The 17,559-nt window shown below is 37.2% G+C and carries 14 protein-coding genes; 4 read left to right on the forward strand and 10 right to left on the reverse strand.

Translation table 11 applies throughout. The features are described from left to right. Window positions 1–16 precede the first annotated feature (16 nt). The 4 genes from V5N68_RS04450 to V5N68_RS04465 are packed head-to-tail and all read right to left on the reverse strand — an operon-like array spanning window position 17 to window position 6,853. A complete protein-coding gene (locus tag V5N68_RS04450) occupies window positions 17–2,113 on the reverse strand; it encodes a glutamine amidotransferase (RefSeq protein WP_332065983.1) in 2,097 nt (698 codons plus the stop codon). Continuing rightward, window positions 2,113–4,914 carry a DUF4159 domain-containing protein gene (locus tag V5N68_RS04455; protein WP_332065984.1) on the reverse strand — a complete coding sequence of 934 codons (2,802 nt, stop codon included), beginning with the start codon at window positions 4,912–4,914 and terminating at the stop codon, window positions 2,113–2,115. The genes V5N68_RS04450 and V5N68_RS04455 overlap by 1 nt, the downstream gene beginning before the upstream one ends. Next, window positions 4,911–5,822 (reverse strand): DUF58 domain-containing protein, encoded by a 912-nt coding sequence (locus V5N68_RS04460; RefSeq protein WP_332065985.1) that lies wholly within the window; start codon window positions 5,820–5,822, stop codon window positions 4,911–4,913. The genes V5N68_RS04455 and V5N68_RS04460 overlap by 4 nt, the downstream gene beginning before the upstream one ends. Then, entirely contained in the window at window positions 5,822–6,853 is a 1,032-nt protein-coding gene (locus V5N68_RS04465; protein WP_332065986.1) for an AAA family ATPase, read from the reverse strand. Before V5N68_RS04465 ends, V5N68_RS04460 begins: the two co-directional genes overlap by 1 nt. A gap of 249 nt (window positions 6,854–7,102) precedes the next feature. On the opposite strand from V5N68_RS04465, the gene V5N68_RS04470 reads away from it, so the two are divergent. Beyond that, window positions 7,103–8,356 carry a CCA tRNA nucleotidyltransferase gene (locus V5N68_RS04470; protein ID WP_332065987.1) on the forward strand — a complete coding sequence of 418 codons (1,254 nt, stop codon included), beginning with the start codon at window positions 7,103–7,105 and terminating at the stop codon, window positions 8,354–8,356. 214 nt (window positions 8,357–8,570) lie between these two features. Here the strand turns inward: V5N68_RS04470 and V5N68_RS04475 are convergent, their stop codons facing one another. Continuing rightward, window positions 8,571–9,035, reverse strand: coding sequence for a tRNA (cytidine(34)-2'-O)-methyltransferase (locus V5N68_RS04475; protein WP_332065988.1), 465 nt, complete (start codon window positions 9,033–9,035; stop codon window positions 8,571–8,573). A 523-nt stretch (window positions 9,036–9,558) separates the two neighbouring features. Here V5N68_RS04475 and V5N68_RS04480 point away from each other — a divergent pair. Continuing rightward, a complete protein-coding gene (locus tag V5N68_RS04480) occupies window positions 9,559–9,996 on the forward strand; it encodes a PRC-barrel domain-containing protein (RefSeq protein ID WP_332065989.1) in 438 nt (145 codons plus the stop codon). Between the two features lie 130 nt (window positions 9,997–10,126). Here V5N68_RS04480 and ychF read toward each other — a convergent pair whose 3' ends face one another. Further along, complete coding sequence (ychF, locus tag V5N68_RS04485; RefSeq protein WP_332065990.1) at window positions 10,127–11,230, reverse strand: redox-regulated ATPase YchF; 1,104 nt, start codon at window positions 11,228–11,230, stop codon at window positions 10,127–10,129. Between the two features lie 245 nt (window positions 11,231–11,475). Here ychF and V5N68_RS04490 point away from each other — a divergent pair, with 245 nt between their 5' ends. Beyond that, a complete protein-coding gene (locus V5N68_RS04490; RefSeq protein ID WP_332065991.1) occupies window positions 11,476–12,207 on the forward strand; it encodes a L,D-transpeptidase in 732 nt (243 codons plus the stop codon). Between the two features lie 153 nt (window positions 12,208–12,360). Here V5N68_RS04490 and pth read toward each other — a convergent pair whose 3' ends face one another. Then, window positions 12,361–12,942, reverse strand: coding sequence for an aminoacyl-tRNA hydrolase (gene pth, locus V5N68_RS04495; RefSeq protein WP_332065992.1), 582 nt, complete (start codon window positions 12,940–12,942; stop codon window positions 12,361–12,363). Between the two features lie 99 nt (window positions 12,943–13,041). Then, entirely contained in the window at window positions 13,042–13,650 is a 609-nt protein-coding gene (locus tag V5N68_RS04500; RefSeq protein ID WP_332065993.1) for a 50S ribosomal protein L25/general stress protein Ctc, read from the reverse strand. A gap of 284 nt (window positions 13,651–13,934) precedes the next feature. On the opposite strand from V5N68_RS04500, the gene V5N68_RS04505 reads away from it, so the two are divergent. Continuing rightward, window positions 13,935–15,434: a helicase HerA domain-containing protein gene (locus tag V5N68_RS04505; protein WP_332065994.1), complete on the forward strand. Its 1,500-nt coding sequence runs from the start codon at window positions 13,935–13,937 to the stop codon at window positions 15,432–15,434. Here V5N68_RS04505 and V5N68_RS04510 read toward each other — a convergent pair. Together V5N68_RS04510 and pgeF are read right to left on the reverse strand one after the other, a co-directional pair. Next, window positions 15,431–16,363, reverse strand: a complete 933-nt coding sequence (locus tag V5N68_RS04510) for a ribose-phosphate pyrophosphokinase (RefSeq protein WP_332065995.1) — start codon at window positions 16,361–16,363, stop codon at window positions 15,431–15,433. The genes V5N68_RS04505 and V5N68_RS04510 overlap by 4 nt on opposite strands. A 405-nt stretch (window positions 16,364–16,768) precedes the next feature. Further along, window positions 16,769–17,557, reverse strand: a complete 789-nt coding sequence (gene pgeF, locus V5N68_RS04515; RefSeq protein ID WP_332065996.1) for a peptidoglycan editing factor PgeF — start codon at window positions 17,555–17,557, stop codon at window positions 16,769–16,771. Window positions 17,558–17,559: the final 2 nt, after the last annotated feature.

A 17,559-nucleotide genomic window follows, 5' to 3' on the forward strand; every position in this document is an offset into this window, starting at 1 on the left:
TAGTTGTGCAATATTTCTAATGACTTTCACGATGCCACGCACTGATAAGTAAGAAAAGACAGGTGAGTAGTGCAAAAAAACCAGAAAAGATTGAAAAATAGGATGCGGAAATTAAACGGGTTTCCGTTGTTTCTTTCAGAACAATTGAATAAGTAGAGAAAGGTGTTTGTCCAGCTTTTGATCGAAGCAGTTTGATAGGAGGAATGTTGATATTTTCTTTTTTTGCATCGTGTAAACGCATGATATTTCCACCGGTGTGCTTAGCAATTGAAATGAGTTTTTCTTCTGTTGAAATTATGTCAGACAATTCAAGGTTATCGAGTACACCTACAGAAGAAAGAACTGTTAGATCACCGTTTTGGATGGTAAAAATTCCTGTTTCATTGGTGCTGATAGTTGTTGTAAATACACCTTCCTGTTCTTTGGTAAGGGGAATGCTTTCTTGTTTTCCAGAGGGAAAGGTTATTTTAGCTAATTCTGGATGATCTTTAAGTGTTTGGCGACGAATTGTTAAACGATGGTGATCACTTATTGTGCTTAATTTTTCTTCTTCAAGTCCGGGCTCTTTCATTAGCCAGTGGAAAATTCGACGATAAAGAGCTGCATAAGGGCCACCACCTTCAAAACTTCGTGCCCAAAGCCAGCTTTCATCAGAGAGCAACATGCCTACACGACCTTTATCAATGTGAGCAAGAAGGAGAAGTGGCTGTTCGTCAGCTCCCTTCATAAGAGCGGTCACTTTGTCTGCATTTTGGATTGCAATTTGTCGTAGCCATTTTCCCCATTGAGAAGATGGATAGGCTTGTGTTGCTAGACCTCGCGTAACAGGATGACGCTCACCTTCTTTTGTTATTGTGGGACGAAAAGGCTTTTGGATAATAACACCATTTGGTAATGCGGGTAAAATGCTTATCAAAGGAGTTTTAGCAAGTGAATTTTGCTGGGTAAACTCAGGTCCTGTTATCATTAGAAGTGCACCGCCATTTTGTACATATTGAGCGATATAATCATAATAAATTAATGGGAAAATAGGAGAATGTTGGTAACCATCAAGAATGATGAGATCAAAATTATTAATTTCTTCAACGAATAATTGTTTCATAGGAAACACTACGAGTGATAATTGGCTTAATGGTGTATTATCTGCTTTGCCTGGAGGTCGTAAAATAGTGAAGTGAACAAGGTCAATATTAGAATCACCTTTTAAAAGGTCACGCCACGTACGCTCACCGTTGTAGGGTGCACCAGAGATAAGAAGAACGCGCAGATTTTCTCTAATCCCTTCAATAACAGTTATAGCACGATTATTTTCGAAACTTAATTCATCCTTATGTGTATCGGTTGTCACTTGAACGATGTTTTTTTCAGCATGGGGGAGAGTGATTTCGGTTTGAAAAATAGCACCAGGAGTCACAGAATAATGACCGACTTCTTGGCCATTAACACTTAAAATAATGTTTGCTTGCGCTGGTAGAGTTTCTGGAATCTGTCCTTTGTCTTCCACTAAAATAGAGATCGTTTGTGGTTTATTTATAAGGGAAAAACGAGGAGGAGAAATAAATTTTATTTGGCGGTCAAATTCGTTAGGTGTTCCTGTTATAAGGGCATTGATAGGTGCTTTATGGTAAAGATTTGATAACTGTGGAATGTCATGCACTTGCCCATCGGTGATTAAAATTGTTCCTGCATAACGAGATAATGGTACATCTGATGTAGCTTGTGTTAAAGCATCAAATAAATTTGTGGAGGGTGCATATTGATTGTTTGATAATTTTCCAGCATCGATAAAGCGCGGTTCAAATTGGGGATAGCGAGTAAATAGATTGGTTAATTGTACAAGTGCTTCGTCACTATCATTTGTGCGTGAGCCAAATTTTTGGCTTTCGCTGCGGTCAATTACAATCCCTACAGTGCCTTTAAGTGGTTCATGTTCTTTTCTTATGATCATTGGATTAAGCAAAGCGAGAATAAGAGAAATTAATGAGATAAGACGTAAAAGGTATCCTTTCCGTTTCTTAATGAGCCCGATAATAACAAAAAGTGCAGGTATCCCGCCTAATAAAAGAATCCAAGAGATAGGTAAAACAGGTTGAAAAGTGAACAATGATATCATTATCTTCTTTCTCTATTAAAGCGTTCTAATAAAGCAGGAACATGGATTTGGTCTGCTTTATAATTTCCTGTAAGTACATAGATAACAATATTTAATCCTGCACGAAATGCCCACAAGCGTTGCATTGGATCATTGGGAATAAGTGGATATTTCCACATTCCTTTTTCGTCTAATGCCCAAGCACCAGCAAAATTATTTGCGGTAATAAAGAGAGAGCTTACATTATCACCGCTAGCAAGAAGATTTTTATTTTTTTTATTCATGGATGATGTTTCAACCCATAAAGGTGAACCACGGTAAAGACCTGGAAAATCTGGCATAATATAAAAAGAGCGAGAAACAACATGATCAGTTGATGCTGGTGCAATAGTAGGGATATTTAATCCTTTTAATATGGTTCGCAACTTTTGAGTTTCTGGAGTAGCTTCACCTTCAAGAGTAAGATTAGTGTTTATTTGATCGCGTGTGTCAAATAAAATTGTTCCTCCATGTTTCATAAAATTATTTATTTTTTCAAGACTTTTTTGTGTTGGTAAAGGGCTGTTAGCATCAATTGGCCAATAAATGAGAGGGTAAAAAGCAAGTTCATCTTTATCGAGATTAAGCGCTATTACAGGGCCTGGTAAAAGCATTGTACGCTCTGCAATAAATTGACTTAGTGCTTCTAATCCACTCTTACTTGTTGAATCGATTTCATGATTGTTTGTTACAACATAAGCAAGATGAGTGGTTCCAGCAGCTTGCACTGCGGTTTCATCGTAATTTTTTGTATTTTTTGCGTGAGTGATTGGAACATGCAAAAATAAGGCAATAAAACTTATCATGAAAGGAAAACAGAACAACATATTGTTTCGTCTGTTAAAGAAAAAAACTCCTGCCATCCATAAAACCAAAAAGTTATCAAAGGCAAATAATAAGAGTGCTAATCCCAAAAATACTCCAATGAGATTTTTCTCTTCAGTGTTATATGATAAGGGGGTATTACTGAAAGAAGCAGGAAGTGACGATTGCTTTATTAAGTTTGATGAACGATTTAAGAGATTAAGTGCATAAAGATTATTTTTATTGCCATAAAATCCAGGTGGGGTATGATAGGAAGGAAGCGGCGGGTTTTCTGCACCAATAATGAGTGGAGTAGTGTGAGAAGGTGGGGTTTTTAGGTGGCCATAAGCAGTTAATGTCCGCCAAGGGCGTTGTACCGTTGTTGTTTTCATATGTGTTGGATGTTTATTTTCATAGGGACTTAATGTGATTAATTTTTGCAGCATTTGTGTAAAAAAAACGGAAAGAGGAAGATTTGACCATGTAAGGTCAGGCACGATATGAATGAGAATGAGTAAGCCTTTTCCATGATTTGCTGCTGTAATCAAAGGTGTTCCATCGGTAAGACTAAGCCATGTTTTTTCAAAAAGATCTGAGCTGGGTTCTGCTAAAATTTGGCGTGAAATAGTAACGTCCTCTGGGAATGGAAGGTCAGAGAAAATACTATTTTTTGCAAAAGGGGCAAGTTTTTGTGGTTGAGCCCAGGACATAATACTTCCAAGCTGTCGTTTTCCAGGACGCAGTGGTACAGGTAGTAAGCTATCATGATGTTCTAGAGTACTTAAATTTTCTCCTGCAAAACGGATGAGTGTTCCGCCTTTTTTTACGAAGTCAGATAGCTTTTTTTCTGCTTCTTTTGACATATTAATAATATCGCCCAAAATAAAGACAGATGGATTTTGTTGAAGTAAGTGTTCAATATCAACTGAAAGTTCTCTTCCTTCTGCTGTTATAAGTTGCGTATGACCTTGTAACGCTTTTATAATATAATAAAATGGAGATAGAAGGGGCTGTGCCATTTCATTGATGCTTGGCGATAAGAGGGCAACACGATTTATTCGATTATGGCTATCAACTAAAAAGGTTGCAGCAGCGTGAGTATTGTTTGCTATTTTTATCCACGCAATATCGTTGCGTAATTCAAGTGGTAAGTTAAAAGGAATAACAGCTGTTGTTTTTCCTTCGTGGAAATTCGCTGTAAAATGGCCAAGGGGTCGATTATTGATATCATAAAGGTTTAATGTAACGGCATCCTCTCCATATGTGGTTGCACGAACAATATGGGCTACCGTCTTTCCATTTTTATTTTCTATGGCTGTGATGCCAGTTAAGCCAGAGACATCGGATAAATACCATAAGACTGTTTTTGGTTTCAATTGCTCCATAAGAAAAAAAGCTTTCTCATCTTCGTTTGTTTGTAATCCATCACTTAAGTATGCGATATCGATCAGCTTTCCTTTTGTTATTTCGGTAAGTTTTTTCAATGCGCGTACGCGGTTTACAGGCCAAGGTTGAGGATGCAAATGCATTAAATGTTGTTTTATTTCTTTTGCAGGTAAGGGGCCAATATTAGAAATATCATTTTCAGCTGTTGCAATCAGATAAACATTTTTTTTTTGTTTTTCTGCTTGTGCAAGAAGGGTTTCTGCAACATTTACACGTTTTTTCCATTCTTTTGCAGATGCCCATCCATTATCAATAATGATGGCCAATGATTGGGCCCCCGAAAGTATGATTGGTTTTTGGTTCCAAATAGGTCGTGCCAAAGCAACAATGATCAGTGCGGTTATAGCTAATCGTAACAATAATAGCCACCAAGGCATATGATTTGTAGCTTCTTGCTGATTGCTTGATTTAGGCAAAAGGCGCAAAGGGGGAAAAAGCTCTTTACGCGCAGCAGGAGGTGTTATTCTCAACAACCACCAAATGACGGGTAGAAATAAAAGACCTAATAAAACCAGAGGAGAACCAAAACTCACAATGACCTCCTTATAGAAGCTGAAGAGTTGCCTATTTTATTTGCAAGTTGCAACACTGTTTCTGTTAAGGGGCGATCGGTTGTATTTACATGATAAGACCATCCTTTGTATAAACAAAAATCTTCCAGTTTTTGTCGTCTTTCTTTATACAGTTTGCAATAGCTCTCGCGGATATCTTCTGCCTTCTTCAAAATATGCTTTTGTTTTGTTTCTGGGTCAAAAAATTCCGTATGGCCTTTATAAGGAAAATGCTCTTCTGCAGGATCGGAAATTTCAATTAAATGAGCGGTGACCTGTTTTGCAGATAAAACTTCTAAATGTTGAGTGATTGTTTCAGGATGGTCGAGAAAATCGCTGATGATGATGGCATGTGAAAAACGGGTGATGGTAGAAAAGTCTGGGAATGAATTTTCTGATCGATGATTTGTTAAAGCTAGTGCCATGCGTTCTATCACATTGGATGACATTGTGGGCGGCATTAAATTGGGAATAGCAATATGTTCGCTGTTTCGTGCAAGAATTGCTGCTAACGCAAACGCAAGAATGATGGCATAATCGCTTTTGGGGGTTTGGGAAAAGCGCGAACAATAATGCATAGAAGCGCTTTGATCAGGCCAAATCCAAATTGTTTGTGCTATTTCCCATTCGTGTTCACGTAGATAAGTGTGTTCATCGCGTGCTGAACGACGCCAGTCAATACGTGTGATAAATTCTCCTTCAACATAAGGGCGAAACTGCCAAAAATTCTCTCCATTACCGCATTTACGTTTGCCATGCCCTCCAGTTATAAGTGTATTGGCTATGTTACGTGCTTGTAGAAGGAAATATGGTATCTTTTCCGCATTTTCATTCAGTTTTGCAGCAAGTGATAGTGGAGATTTTTTTGAAGTTTTTGTGCTAATAGCCATTAGAGGGCATCTTTCACAAGATTTTTAATAATATCTTTTATGGTTATATTTTCGGCACGTGCAGAAAAATTGAGTGCCATACGGTGTTGTAGTACAGGTTGAGCCAACGTTTCAACGTCATCAAGTGAAGGAGCCAAACGTCCATGATAAAGTGCACGAGCACGTACACAAAGTGAAAGTGCTTGTGATGCCCGAGGACCAGGACCCCAAGAAATATAAGTGTTGGCGAGGATATTGTCTTTATGAGGGCGAGCTGAACGGACTATTTTTAAAATGGCTTCAATGACATTTTCAGAGATAGGCATTTTACGGATGGTTTTTTGAATTTTTTGTAGTTTTTGGGTTGATAAAATTGGTTTTACACTTTTATTTTTTTCTGCTGTTGTTTCTACAATGATACGCCGTTCTGTTGTTAAATCAGGGTAATCAATATCGATTTGCATTAAAAAACGATCCAGCTGTGCCTCTGGGAGTGGATAAGTTCCTTCTTGTTCAAGAGGATTTTGGGTTGCAAGTACATGAAAAGGCTGTGGCAAATCGTAGCGGGTACCAGCAACAGTGACATGATATTCTTGCATAGCTTGTAAGAGAGCTGATTGAGTGCGTGGAGAGGCGCGATTAATTTCGTCAGCCATGAGCAGTTGGGTAAAAATAGGGCCTTGAATGTAACGGAAAGAGCGTTTACCGTTTTTATCTAAGTCCATGATTTCAGAACCGATAATATCTGATGGCATCAAATCAGGTGTAAACTGGATGCGTTTTTCATCCAGTCCCAGTACTTTTCCTAATGTTTCAACAAGACGCGTTTTAGCAACTCCTGGAACACCGACGAGAAGGGCATGCCCACCAGCTAAAATGGTCGTTAAAGCATATTCAATTACATAGTTTTGACCAAAAATAACTTTATCAATTTCTTGTTTTAGAATATCCATTTCTTTGTGCGCTGCATCAATATCATTAATGAGCTCTTGCGCTTCACTCTTTATAATGGCTTCCTGAGGAGAGTTGGATTGTATATCATTTTGACTCATATTCTTTCCTTAAGGCATTTGTCGCAAAATTGATAATTTTCTCTGCATGATAATGAATATTTTATGATTTGTAGCAGAAAATGAAGAGAAAAGAAGTATAATACTTTGTTTTTTAATTCGTGCACATATAGAAAAATCTATTTTTGATGGGTAACATCGTCTTATATTTAAGTGTACCGTAGAAGGTATTATCTGAAAAACAGCAGCGCATGCCGGAGGAGGGATGGTTTTATTTGAAAGGTTAAAGGGGTGAGCGTAACACAAAATTTTAAATATGTTGATTGGTTACAGCGTAGTTGTATTCAAAAACTTCTTCACGTTTTGTCTTTAGATGGTGAAGAGGCACGTGTTGTGGGTGGGGCGGTGCGTAATCAGCTATTAGGGAAACCTATCAGTGATATTGATATTGCTACAACCTGTTTACCGCAACAAATTATAATGCGTGTAGAAAAAGCAGGGTTTAGAGCTGTTCCTACAGGTATTGCCTTTGGTACAATAACTGTGGTAGCTGAGTCATGCTCTTATGAAGTTACAACGCTTCGCTCTGATATTGAAACCGATGGCCGTCATGCAAAAGTGTTATTCGGTCGTGATTGGAAAAAAGATGCTGAACGGCGGGACTTTACTATTAATGCACTTTATTGTGATGCTGCTGGTCAATTGTATGATGTAGTAGGGGGATTGAACGATATTGCTAGTCGGACAATACGATTTATTGGTCCCGCAGAGAATCGTATTCGGGAAGATTATTTACGTATTTTGCGGTTTTTTCGTTTTTTTGCTTGGTATGGAGAGGGAAGACCTGACGCAGAAGGGCTAAAGGCATGTGCTTGTTTAAAAAATGGTTTGAAAAAACTTTCATCTGAGCGTATTTGGGCAGAGGTCAGAAAACTTCTTACTGTTTCAGATCCAATACGTGCTCTTTTATGGATGCGTCAAAGTGGAGTTTTGACAATTATTTTGCCTGAAACAGAAAAATGGGGTATTGATGCAATCCATTCACTTGTGAAAATAGAACGAGTCTTTGGTTGGGAAATAGACCCATTGTTACGGCTAGAAAGTATTGTTCCTCCGGATTCTGTGCGTCTTCATAAAATGGCGAATCGCTTGCGTTTATCTAATAAAGAAGCTGCCCGATTAAAAGAATGGGCAGAGTTAGAAGCGATTAATGAAAATTGTTCAGATCACTTTTTACAAAAACTGATTTACTCTCATGGGCGACAGCCCATTTTAGATCAATTGTCTTTATCTATAGCAGCAGCGTATGTTGATGTTATGGAAAAGAGTGAAGCTTTAAAAAAAGCAGAAAATTATATTAAGCTTTATCAGCTTGCTCAAAAATGGAAAATTCCGACTTTTCCTGTTAGTGGTAAGGACTTGATAAAAAAGGGTTTAGCTCAAGGAGCCCTCATAGGACAAATGCTAAAAAAATTAGAAAGTATATGGATTGAAAGTGGATTTTTGATAGACCGAAATGAATTATTAGAGAAAATTAATTTATGATATTATGTTCCAATGAATAATTTTCATTCTATTTATTCCTTATTTGGTTTTTATGATATTGCTTTAGAGCTATTGATGGTAGTAAATTTTAGTTATGTTGTAAAATCCTATTAGAGACTTTATTTTTTCACAAGGTTGTTGGTTTTGCGTCATGCGTTAACACTTTTCTGATAGGTCGGAGATATTGGAAAAGTTTTATATTTTTATAAAGTGGTTATTTTTTATCATAACCAATTTGGCGGAGTGCTTCACCTGTTGTTATGGCTACGCTCATTGCGAGATTTAAAGAGCGCGCATATGGTTGCATGGGAATTTTTAACATATAATCAACAGTTTGATTAACATAATCTGGCACTCCTGCTGATTCACGACCGAAGAGTAAAACATCGTTTTGTTGGTAGCGCATTTCTGTATAGCACGTTGTTGCTTTTGTGCTTAAAAGTAAAAGGCGACGATTAGATTGTTTCATGCTGCTTTTAAAATGTTGCCAATCAATATGTCGTTCTAGTGAAGCATATTCGAGATAGTCCATGCCTGCTCGCTTGAGATTACGATCTGAAAGATTAAAGCCTGCAGGTTCGATAATGTGTACGTGTAAACCAAAACAGGCGCTAAGACGCAAAATTGTTCCAGTATTACCAGCAATATCAGGTTGAAAAAGAGCAATGTGAAGTGTCATGCATTATATTACGTTTTTACTTTATGATTCGTAAAGGAGCTAAGAATCCTATTTCAGAGATATAATTGAAGGGAATAGAATTTTGTATTATGTTATCATTATATCTTAAATTTTAGAGAAAAAGTTATCTACACCTAATATAAAAAAGTTTAGATATTGGGTGAATTGAGGTATAAAAGGTTGTGTGATGTTTATTGACTGGTGTTTATAATTCCAGTTCGATTAAGGTTGTAAGATCAAGATTTATGCAAAAGCTTATTACAATGATATTTGTGCGGTTTTGTATAGATAGTTGATTTATACAGAGAAATCCGAAAAAAGATGTTTTTTCCTTATTAAAACAATCGTTTTAAGAGGCATTTTTATATTTAAAATATTAGAATTTATATGGTTAAGAAGAAAAATTAAGAAGAAGGTGTGAGATTAGAGAAAAAGAAATAAGATTAGTGATCTAAAAAAGCATAGGGAACAATTTTTTTTATAAAGCATTGATACTCTGTAAAGTAAAAACGGAGATGTTACAATGAAGAAAATTGCTATTACTTTTATATCTGCTTTAATGGTTTCTAGTGTTTGTGCTCAACCTGCCTTAGTATCTTCTGAACCTGAAATAATTTCTTCAACGGGTATCGTAAAGGTGAACCCAGATATGCCTGCGCGTTACGTTACACCTTTGGCAACCGACTTTGTTGCTTCAAGTCTTATTGGGGCACATGTGTACAATATGGAAAATCAGAATATTGGTGAGGTGAAAGACATTATTCTGCGTGAAAACAATATAACGGGGATTGTTGTTGCTGTTGGAGGCTTTCTTGGTCTAGGAGAAAGTTATGTAGTTGTTTCTCCAGAAACAATTCAAATGACAAATGATTATGGTAAGTGGAGACTTATGACTAATGCAACAAAAGACTCTTTAAAACATGCCCCAACATTCAAATATGAAGGACGTTGGGCACGTTAATTTTTTATGGGGAATAGCCATAAAATGTGTGAGATGGTGTTTTTGTAGAGAAGAGTCCTTAAAAAGCTACAATATTGTATTGTAAAAATTTTCCATTTTTTAAGACGGATATCTTTCAGCTAGAGCGCAATCAAGTATTATGTTTAAATAACATGATATCACCATCTTGCACGATATATTCTTTACCTTCGCTGCGCGCTTTTCCCGCTTCTTTTGCTCCGTTTTCTCCGCCTAAAGAAATGTAGTCTTCGTAGCTGATAGTTTGAGCACGAATGAATCCTCGTTCAAGGTCTGAGTGGATGACACCAGCAGCTTGGGGAGCTTTTGTATTACGCACAATTGTCCACGCTCGTGTTTCTTTAGGACCGCATGTAAAATAAGTGATGAGATCAAGCAAATGATAGCCGGCACGAATGAGGCGATGAAGACTTGGTTCAAGGAGCTCTAAAGCATTAAGATATTCTGTAGCTTCTTCATCAGTGAGTTGGGTAATTTCAGCTTCGATAGCAGCAGAAACAATAATACTTTGGGCATTTTGCTCTATTGCCATTTTTTCAACTTCTTGGGTAAAGTTGTTTCCATGAGCAGCATCTTTTTCGCTGACATTGCAAACATAAAGCACAGGTTTTGAGGTTAAGAGGTTTAAACTGTTAAGAATTTTTTGCTCATCAGAGGAAATATTTTTAAGCAATAATCGGACAGGGTTTCCTTCTTGCAACAAATTTAATGCAGCCTCCATCATAGGAAGAAGTTCCAGAGCTTCCTTGTCTTTTCCAGCTGCACGTTTGCGTGTTTGTATAATTCGTCTTTCAAGACTTTCAAGATCTGCAAGCATAAGCTCCGTTTCAACTGTTGTAGCGTCGGTAATGGGATCAATTTTTCCTTCTACGTGAGTAATATCTTTGTCTTGAAAACAGCGTAAAACATGGATAATGGCATCAACTTCTCTAATATTAGCTAAAAATTTATTGCCTAGACCTTCGCCTTTTGAAGCACCACGTACAAGTCCGGCAATATCAACAAAGTTGATGCGTGTAGGAATAATTTCTTTTGAGTGAGCGATAGATGCAATTTTTTTTAGACGTAAATCTGGGACTGCAACTTCACCTGTATTGGGTTCAATTGTACAAAAAGGATAATTAGCAGCTTGCGCTGTAGCTGTTTTTGTTAATGCATTAAAAAGGGTTGATTTACCAACGTTAGGTAATCCGACAATACCGCATTTAAAACCCATAAGTCTCTTCTTTTCTATTTATACGATTTAAAATAAAGTTTTTAAACATTTTTATAATATATTGGAAAACAGTTATAGTCTTTAGTTCTATAAAAGAGAGAAAATATGCTAAGGAATGGTTAACTTTTTATCGCCATATTTCAAATTTTTTCTATCTTAATCATGGTGGAGTTTTTGTTAATGTTAGTAATGTATTAAATTTTTCTAAATACACAAGTTTACGTTATGAATTAATCGGAGAAAATATGACAGTATTGTCTCGTCGTGCTTTTTTAATAGCAACACCTTTGGCTTTGGTTGCATGTGCCACACGTCAGTCAGATATGCCGCTCGTCTCTTCTCAACAATCCTGGTATATTCCAGAAGAAGTGCGAGCTTTATATGGGCCTATAGTGAATGAACCTTATTCATTACCAGCTATTGATCTTTCCACAATTGAACCAAGATTTTGGCGCCAGCAAGTAATTTATTATACATCTTATCCGCCTGGTACATTAGTTGTAGATACGCAGCAGCGTTTTCTTTACCTTATTGGTCAAAATGGGCATGCTATTCGTTATGGTATTGGTGTGGGGAAAGAGGGGTTAGAATTTGAAGGTGAAGGGGTTGTACAGCGTAAGCGTCAATGGCCAAGTTGGGCTCCTACTGCAGCAATGATGGCTCGAGAACCAGAGCGTTATGGACATTTAGGGAATGGGATGCCACCAGGACCTGATAATCCACTAGGAGCCCGGGCATTATATCTTTACAAAAATGGGAAAGATACACTATTTCGTATTCACGGTTCGCATGAGTCATGGTCGATAGGTCTTGCTGTTTCAAGTGGTTGTATCCGTTTGCTTAATCAGGATATTATTGATCTTTATGATCGTGTTCCTATCGGGGCTCGTGTAATTGTATTGCAAAATAATGATAATGAAACTTACTTTCCAAATGGAGAACAAAATTTCAGTGATCCTCTATTATCAACTTTATAAAATCTAAGTAAATTATTTGAGCTTTAGGGGAAAGGAATACAGATTTAGATTAGTGCCATCTAGTAGACTTTGTTACTATTTGGTGTTTTTCTGAAATCATATTCAAAAATTTTAGTGAACAATATTAGCTTTTTTGTGTATAAAAAAACGTTATTATTGCAGGTTTTTATTTTTCATTGTTCGTGAAATTTCATTCATAAAAAGGCTATTATCACCGTTTATGAGGAGGGCAATATTTTTTGCAAGTGTTTCTAAGAGGGGAAGTAACCATTTTTTTTCAGCTTCTGAAAAGTTTCCTAAAACATGTTGAGAAACAAAATCTTTAGAACCAGGATGTCCAACTCCTAATCGTACGCGGCAGTAATCCGTGCCACAATGGGAGGTTACGGATTTAATGCCATTATGTCCATTATTCCCCCCACCGATTTTTACACGCACTTTCCCAGGAATAAGATTTAGTTCATCGCAAATAACAATTAAATTTTGTAAGTCTAATTTATAAAATCTTAAAATTTCGCCAATAGCTTGACCAGATAGGTTCATAAAGGTTTGAGGTTTTATAAGGAGGACTTTTTCACCATTTATGAGTCCATTAGAAATTTCGGCTTGAAATTTTTTCGACCATGGAGAAAAAGAAAAAGATTGGTAAATAGCATCAATCGCCATGAAACCAATATTATGGCGGTTATTTTGGTACTGTAAACCAGGGTTACCAAGACCAGCGATAAGCCACATATAGACCTTTAGTTTAATATTACAGATTTAAAACTATTTAAAGCGAAGGCAGAAAAAATTCTGCCTGCTCAATTTTATTAAGTTTATACGTTATTTTACTTAATCATCTTCCTGTTCTGAATTTTCATCACTGGTGTCCATAGTGGCGGGAGCTACGATGGTTGCGATAGTAAAGTCACGATCTTGGATCACCGGGAGAACACCTTCCGGTAGCTTCACCGCTGAAATGTGGATAGAATCACCAATAGAATAGTCCGCAAGATCAATTTCGATTGCTTGAGGGATAGCATTCGCTGGAGCGGTACATTCAACTTCATGGCGAACAATATTCAAGACACCCCCTTGCTTGATACCGGGAGCTGTATCTTCATTAATAAAGTGTACAGGGATATTTACATCTACAACTGATTTTTCTGATACACGTAAAAAATCAATGTGTATGGGAAAATCCCGAACAGGATCAAGTTGATAATCTTTTGCTAGAACTAAAATTTTCTTTTTGTCAATTTCAATAGTGGAAACCGTGGTACGGAAACCTCCAGCACGAATTTTATGAAAAATTTCTTTATAGGAAACTGCAATTGCTAAAGGAGGTTTTTTGTCACCATAAATGACAGCTGGAATGAGACCGTTGCGACGTAATTCACGAGAGGACCCCTTACCAACTCGTTTACGTATTTCGGCCTTAAGAGTGTAGCTTGTGCTCATGATTTAAGTCCTTATTGTAATTTTATATTGCTGGAGATTTTAAAAATTAATAATAATTTTTGATATGGAGTATACGCCAATAAGCGGAGATTGCTCCATTTCTGCATTGCCTCCAAGGGTGTCTACGCAGAGATTGACTCTATAAGTTAAATCTTTAAACAATGCAAGAGCTGTGGGCAAAATTCACGATTTCTAACGTAAAAGCAGAATAAATGTTACAAATACATTAATGGGGAATCAATCATGCTCGCTCGATATATTCAAAATCATATACTGGAGACATTATGAAGGTAGAGATTGCCTTAGGTGAGATATCAAAATCTAGTGCTTTGCATGGATTAACGCCAGCACTCATTGATCTTGAAGAGTTATTGGCCACACGCCTTCTTGTACAAGGGAATTCTGGTTCAGGGAAATCGCATCTTCTTCGACGTCTCCTTGAGCAAAGTTCTTCATGGGTGCAGCATTGTGTGGTCGACCCAGAAGGTGATTTTGTAACTTTATCCGATAAATTTGGTCATGTTATTGTTGAGGCTGAACGTAGCGCACAAGAATTAACGCGTATTGCTCATCGGGTTCGCCAACATAGGGTTTCTGTGGTTTTAAATCTTGAAGGTTTGGATCATGAACAACAAATGCGTGCTGTTGGTACTTTTCTTGGAGCCTTGTTTGATGTAGAGCGCGATTATTGGTATCCTATGCTCATTGTGGTTGATGAAGCACAATTATTCGCTCCGGCTGCAGCGGGAGAAGTTTCCGATGAAGCGCGTAAAATTTCACTCGGTGCTATGAGCAATCTTATGTGTAGAGGGCGTAAACGTGGTCTTGCTGGTGTTATTGCTACGCAGCGTTTAGCAAAGCTTGCAAAAAATGTAGCTGCTGAAGCTTCAAACTTTTTAATAGGGAGAACTTTTTTAGATATAGATATGGTTCGTGCCGCTGATCTTTTAGGAATGGAACGTCGTCAAGCAGAAATGTTCAGAGATCTTGAACGAGGTCATTTTATCGCTTTAGGACCTGCTTTATCTCGCCGTTCCTTGTCCATTAAGATTGGTTCTGTTGAAACATTAGCACGCTCATCTAGCCCCAAATTAATGCCGCTTCCAGAAGAAAGGGCAGACGTAAAAGAACTTGTTTTCACTGCTTCCCCAGATGAACCTTCAATTTCATTAAAACATTCACAAGAGCCTGTCAAAAAGAAGTCAGTTCATGAAATGTTAGAAGAAGTTGTACATAAAAAACAAGAGTTGTTGGAAAAAGAGACAGGTGTACTTCCTGAAACTTCTTCTGTTGATCGTGATAAACAAGTAGAACGTGTTATTCGTGAAATTATGGATGATCCTGAAGCTTCTTATCGTTCAACAGCAGTACTTTACCAAGATTTTTTGGTTCGTTGTCGCATTCATGGTATTTCAGGTGCGCCTTTTCCTCTTTCACAATTCCGGCGTAAAATGGCTATCGCTCAGGCTTGTATCGATGAAGAGACTGCTGTTAGTGAAAGCTGGCAACGAATTTTGCATATATCTGAAAGTTTGGAAGACGATGTGCAGGGTGTTTTTTTAAATGTAGCGCAGGCCGCTATAACTGGAAAGCCATGTCCATCAGATGCATCTTTAGCGCGTCTTTATGGAACATATTCTTTAAGTCGGGCACGTCGGCTTTTAACCTATTTTGAAGAGCGTGGACTTGTTGTTATTCGAACGCATTTAAATGATCAACGCACCGTAGCTTTTCCTGACCTTGGTTTGGAAACAGCTCCAGGAGATACGAAAGATCTTCTTTAAATGAATAAGCTTGAGACGGATTGTTCAGCTGCTGTTCTTGCAATAGCTTCTCCAATTAAGTCAGAAATTGATAAAACACGGATGTTATGTGCGCTTTTAATTGCTGTTGTTGGCATAATTGAATCAGTAACGACCAATTCTTTCATTTCTGAGTTTGTAATGCGTTCGACGGCATTGCCAGAAAGAACTCCATGGGTGATGTAAGCTGTGACACTGTTTGCTCCATGTTGGAGTAGAGCGCTTGCTGCGTTACATAGGGTTCCACCTGAATCAACAATATCATCAAGCAAAATACAATCTTTTCCAGATACATCTCCAATAATATTCATTACCTCTGATTCACCAGGACGTTCACGACGTTTATCAACAATAGCTAATAAACAGTTTAAGCGTTTAGCTAAGGAGCGTGCGCGTACTACACCACCGACATCAGGCGAAACAACAATAACATTTTCAAGAGAGTAATGCATTTTAATATCGCGAGAAATAACTGGAACAGCATAAAGATTGTCTGCTGGAATATCAAAAAATCCCTGGATTTGTCCCGCATGAAGGTCCAATGTCAAAATGCGGTTGGCTCCTGCTTCAGTAATCAAGTTAGCAACAAGTTTTGCAGAAATAGGGGTGCGTGGTCCAGGCTTACGGTCTTGACGAGCATAGCCAAAATAAGGGATAACAGCTGTGATACGACGCGCTGAAGAACGACGGAGAGCATCGATCATGATGAGCAATTCCATCAAATTATCATTTGCAGGATAAGATGAGGATTGTAGAATAAACACATCTTGTCCACGGACATTTTCATGTATTTCTACAAAAATTTCTTGATCAGCAAAACGCTTCACTGTAGCCTTTCCTAAGGGAATGTTTAAATATTTTGTAACGTCTTCAGCAAGGCATGGATTAGAATTGCCGCAGAAAAGTTTCATGATAAAGCCTTTAAGTAATCACAACAGAGTATTATATGATGTTTAGCTTGTTATTCTCAGATTGCAAGAAAACAATGACAGGAATATTATAATTTTCTTGATTATTATTAAAAAGAGGCACGTTTTCATTTTTTTATTTTAGAAAAAAGCTATTGGATTGGAAAAAAGATTAGTTCAGGTTCTTCTGTTTCCTTAATAAAAAAGGTTTTAATATTAGCAATATCATGTGTCTGATATGAAATAAGAGAGATATGTTTTAAAAGCACCTTATTACGGACTGTTCAATTAAACATTTATAACGGCTACAGTTATTACATTGTATGGGCTTGTGATTGTTTTTTGAAAAAAAGCAAATTTTTTATAAAGAGAAAAATATATTTTGTAGTTTGAATGTTCTGTTAAGTTTTACAGGCCTTTATTTTTGTTTGTGAGCATAATAGCAGAGATTTGCCTTCCGCCATTAGGCTTGTTGTGGTGCATTGCACGGCGATAGGAGAAAAAACTCTGTTCATTTTGATAAGTACAAAGCTCTAAACAAGAAGCATTGACTTTTGCTTCTTTTAGTCGATCCATAATGAATGCCCATAAGTTAAATCTAAAACGATCTATTGTATTTGTTTTTAAAAAATATGTTTGGAATTTACCCTGACAGTTAATAAACTGATCGTAAAATTCGCTTGTAACTTCGTAATGACAAGGACCAATACAAGGTCCAAGAACTGCTGTTATTGATTTCCGTTTTGCCCCTTGTTGTTCCATAACAGAGATTGTTTTTTCTACGATTCCATTTAAGCTTCCTCGCCAACCAGCATGTGTGGCAGCAATAACCCCTGCTTGTGGATCAAAAAATAAAATTGGTCCGCAGTCTGCTGTAAGAATGCCAATTGCTAGTTCTTTTGTAGTTGTAACGAGAGCGTCAGCTTGAGGTATCTTGCCGGAAAAAGCTTGATTAACAACAATAACATCACAGGAATGTATTTGATTGACTGTAACTAAATTTTGCTTCTTAATATCAAAATAATCAGCGATCAAAGCACAATTATATGCACTATATTCAGAAATATTATTTAGATTATTTTTCACATCAAGGTTTGTTGAAATATTCCATTGGCGTGTAAAAAAGCCATGTTTTATTCCATATTTGTGCAAATTGGAGAGATTTTTTGCAAGGATGGGGGCAAGTGTAGAATTCATAA

The organism is Bartonella eidoli, assembly GCF_036576145.1.
Taxonomy (GTDB): Bacteria; Pseudomonadota; Alphaproteobacteria; order Rhizobiales; family Rhizobiaceae; genus Bartonella.

Excerpts from the sequence above, each read along its gene's own strand:
- V5N68_RS04490 (WP_332065991.1), top strand. The coding sequence starts at position 11,476 with ATGACAGTATTGTCTCGTCGTGCTTTTTTAATAGCAACACCTTTGGCT.
- V5N68_RS04510 (WP_332065995.1), bottom strand. The coding sequence starts at position 16,363 with ATGAAACTTTTCTGCGGCAATTCTAATCCATGCCTTGCTGAAGACGTT.
- pth (WP_332065992.1), bottom strand. The coding sequence starts at position 12,942 with ATGTGGCTTATCGCTGGTCTTGGTAACCCTGGTTTACAGTACCAAAAT.
- V5N68_RS04505 (WP_332065994.1), top strand. The coding sequence starts at position 13,935 with ATGAAGGTAGAGATTGCCTTAGGTGAGATATCAAAATCTAGTGCTTTG.
- V5N68_RS04475 (WP_332065988.1), bottom strand. The coding sequence starts at position 9,035 with ATGACACTTCACATTGCTCTTTTTCAACCTGATATTGCTGGTAATACT.
- V5N68_RS04460 (WP_332065985.1), bottom strand. The coding sequence starts at position 5,822 with ATGGCTATTAGCACAAAAACTTCAAAAAAATCTCCACTATCACTTGCT.
- V5N68_RS04480 (WP_332065989.1), top strand. The coding sequence starts at position 9,559 with ATGAAGAAAATTGCTATTACTTTTATATCTGCTTTAATGGTTTCTAGT.
- V5N68_RS04500 (WP_332065993.1), bottom strand. The coding sequence starts at position 13,650 with ATGAGCACAAGCTACACTCTTAAGGCCGAAATACGTAAACGAGTTGGT.
- ychF (WP_332065990.1), bottom strand. The coding sequence starts at position 11,230 with ATGGGTTTTAAATGCGGTATTGTCGGATTACCTAACGTTGGTAAATCA.
- pgeF (WP_332065996.1), bottom strand. The coding sequence starts at position 17,557 with ATGAATTCTACACTTGCCCCCATCCTTGCAAAAAATCTCTCCAATTTG.
- V5N68_RS04465 (WP_332065986.1), bottom strand. The coding sequence starts at position 6,853 with ATGAGTCAAAATGATATACAATCCAACTCTCCTCAGGAAGCCATTATA.
- V5N68_RS04450 (WP_332065983.1), bottom strand. The coding sequence starts at position 2,113 with ATGATATCATTGTTCACTTTTCAACCTGTTTTACCTATCTCTTGGATT.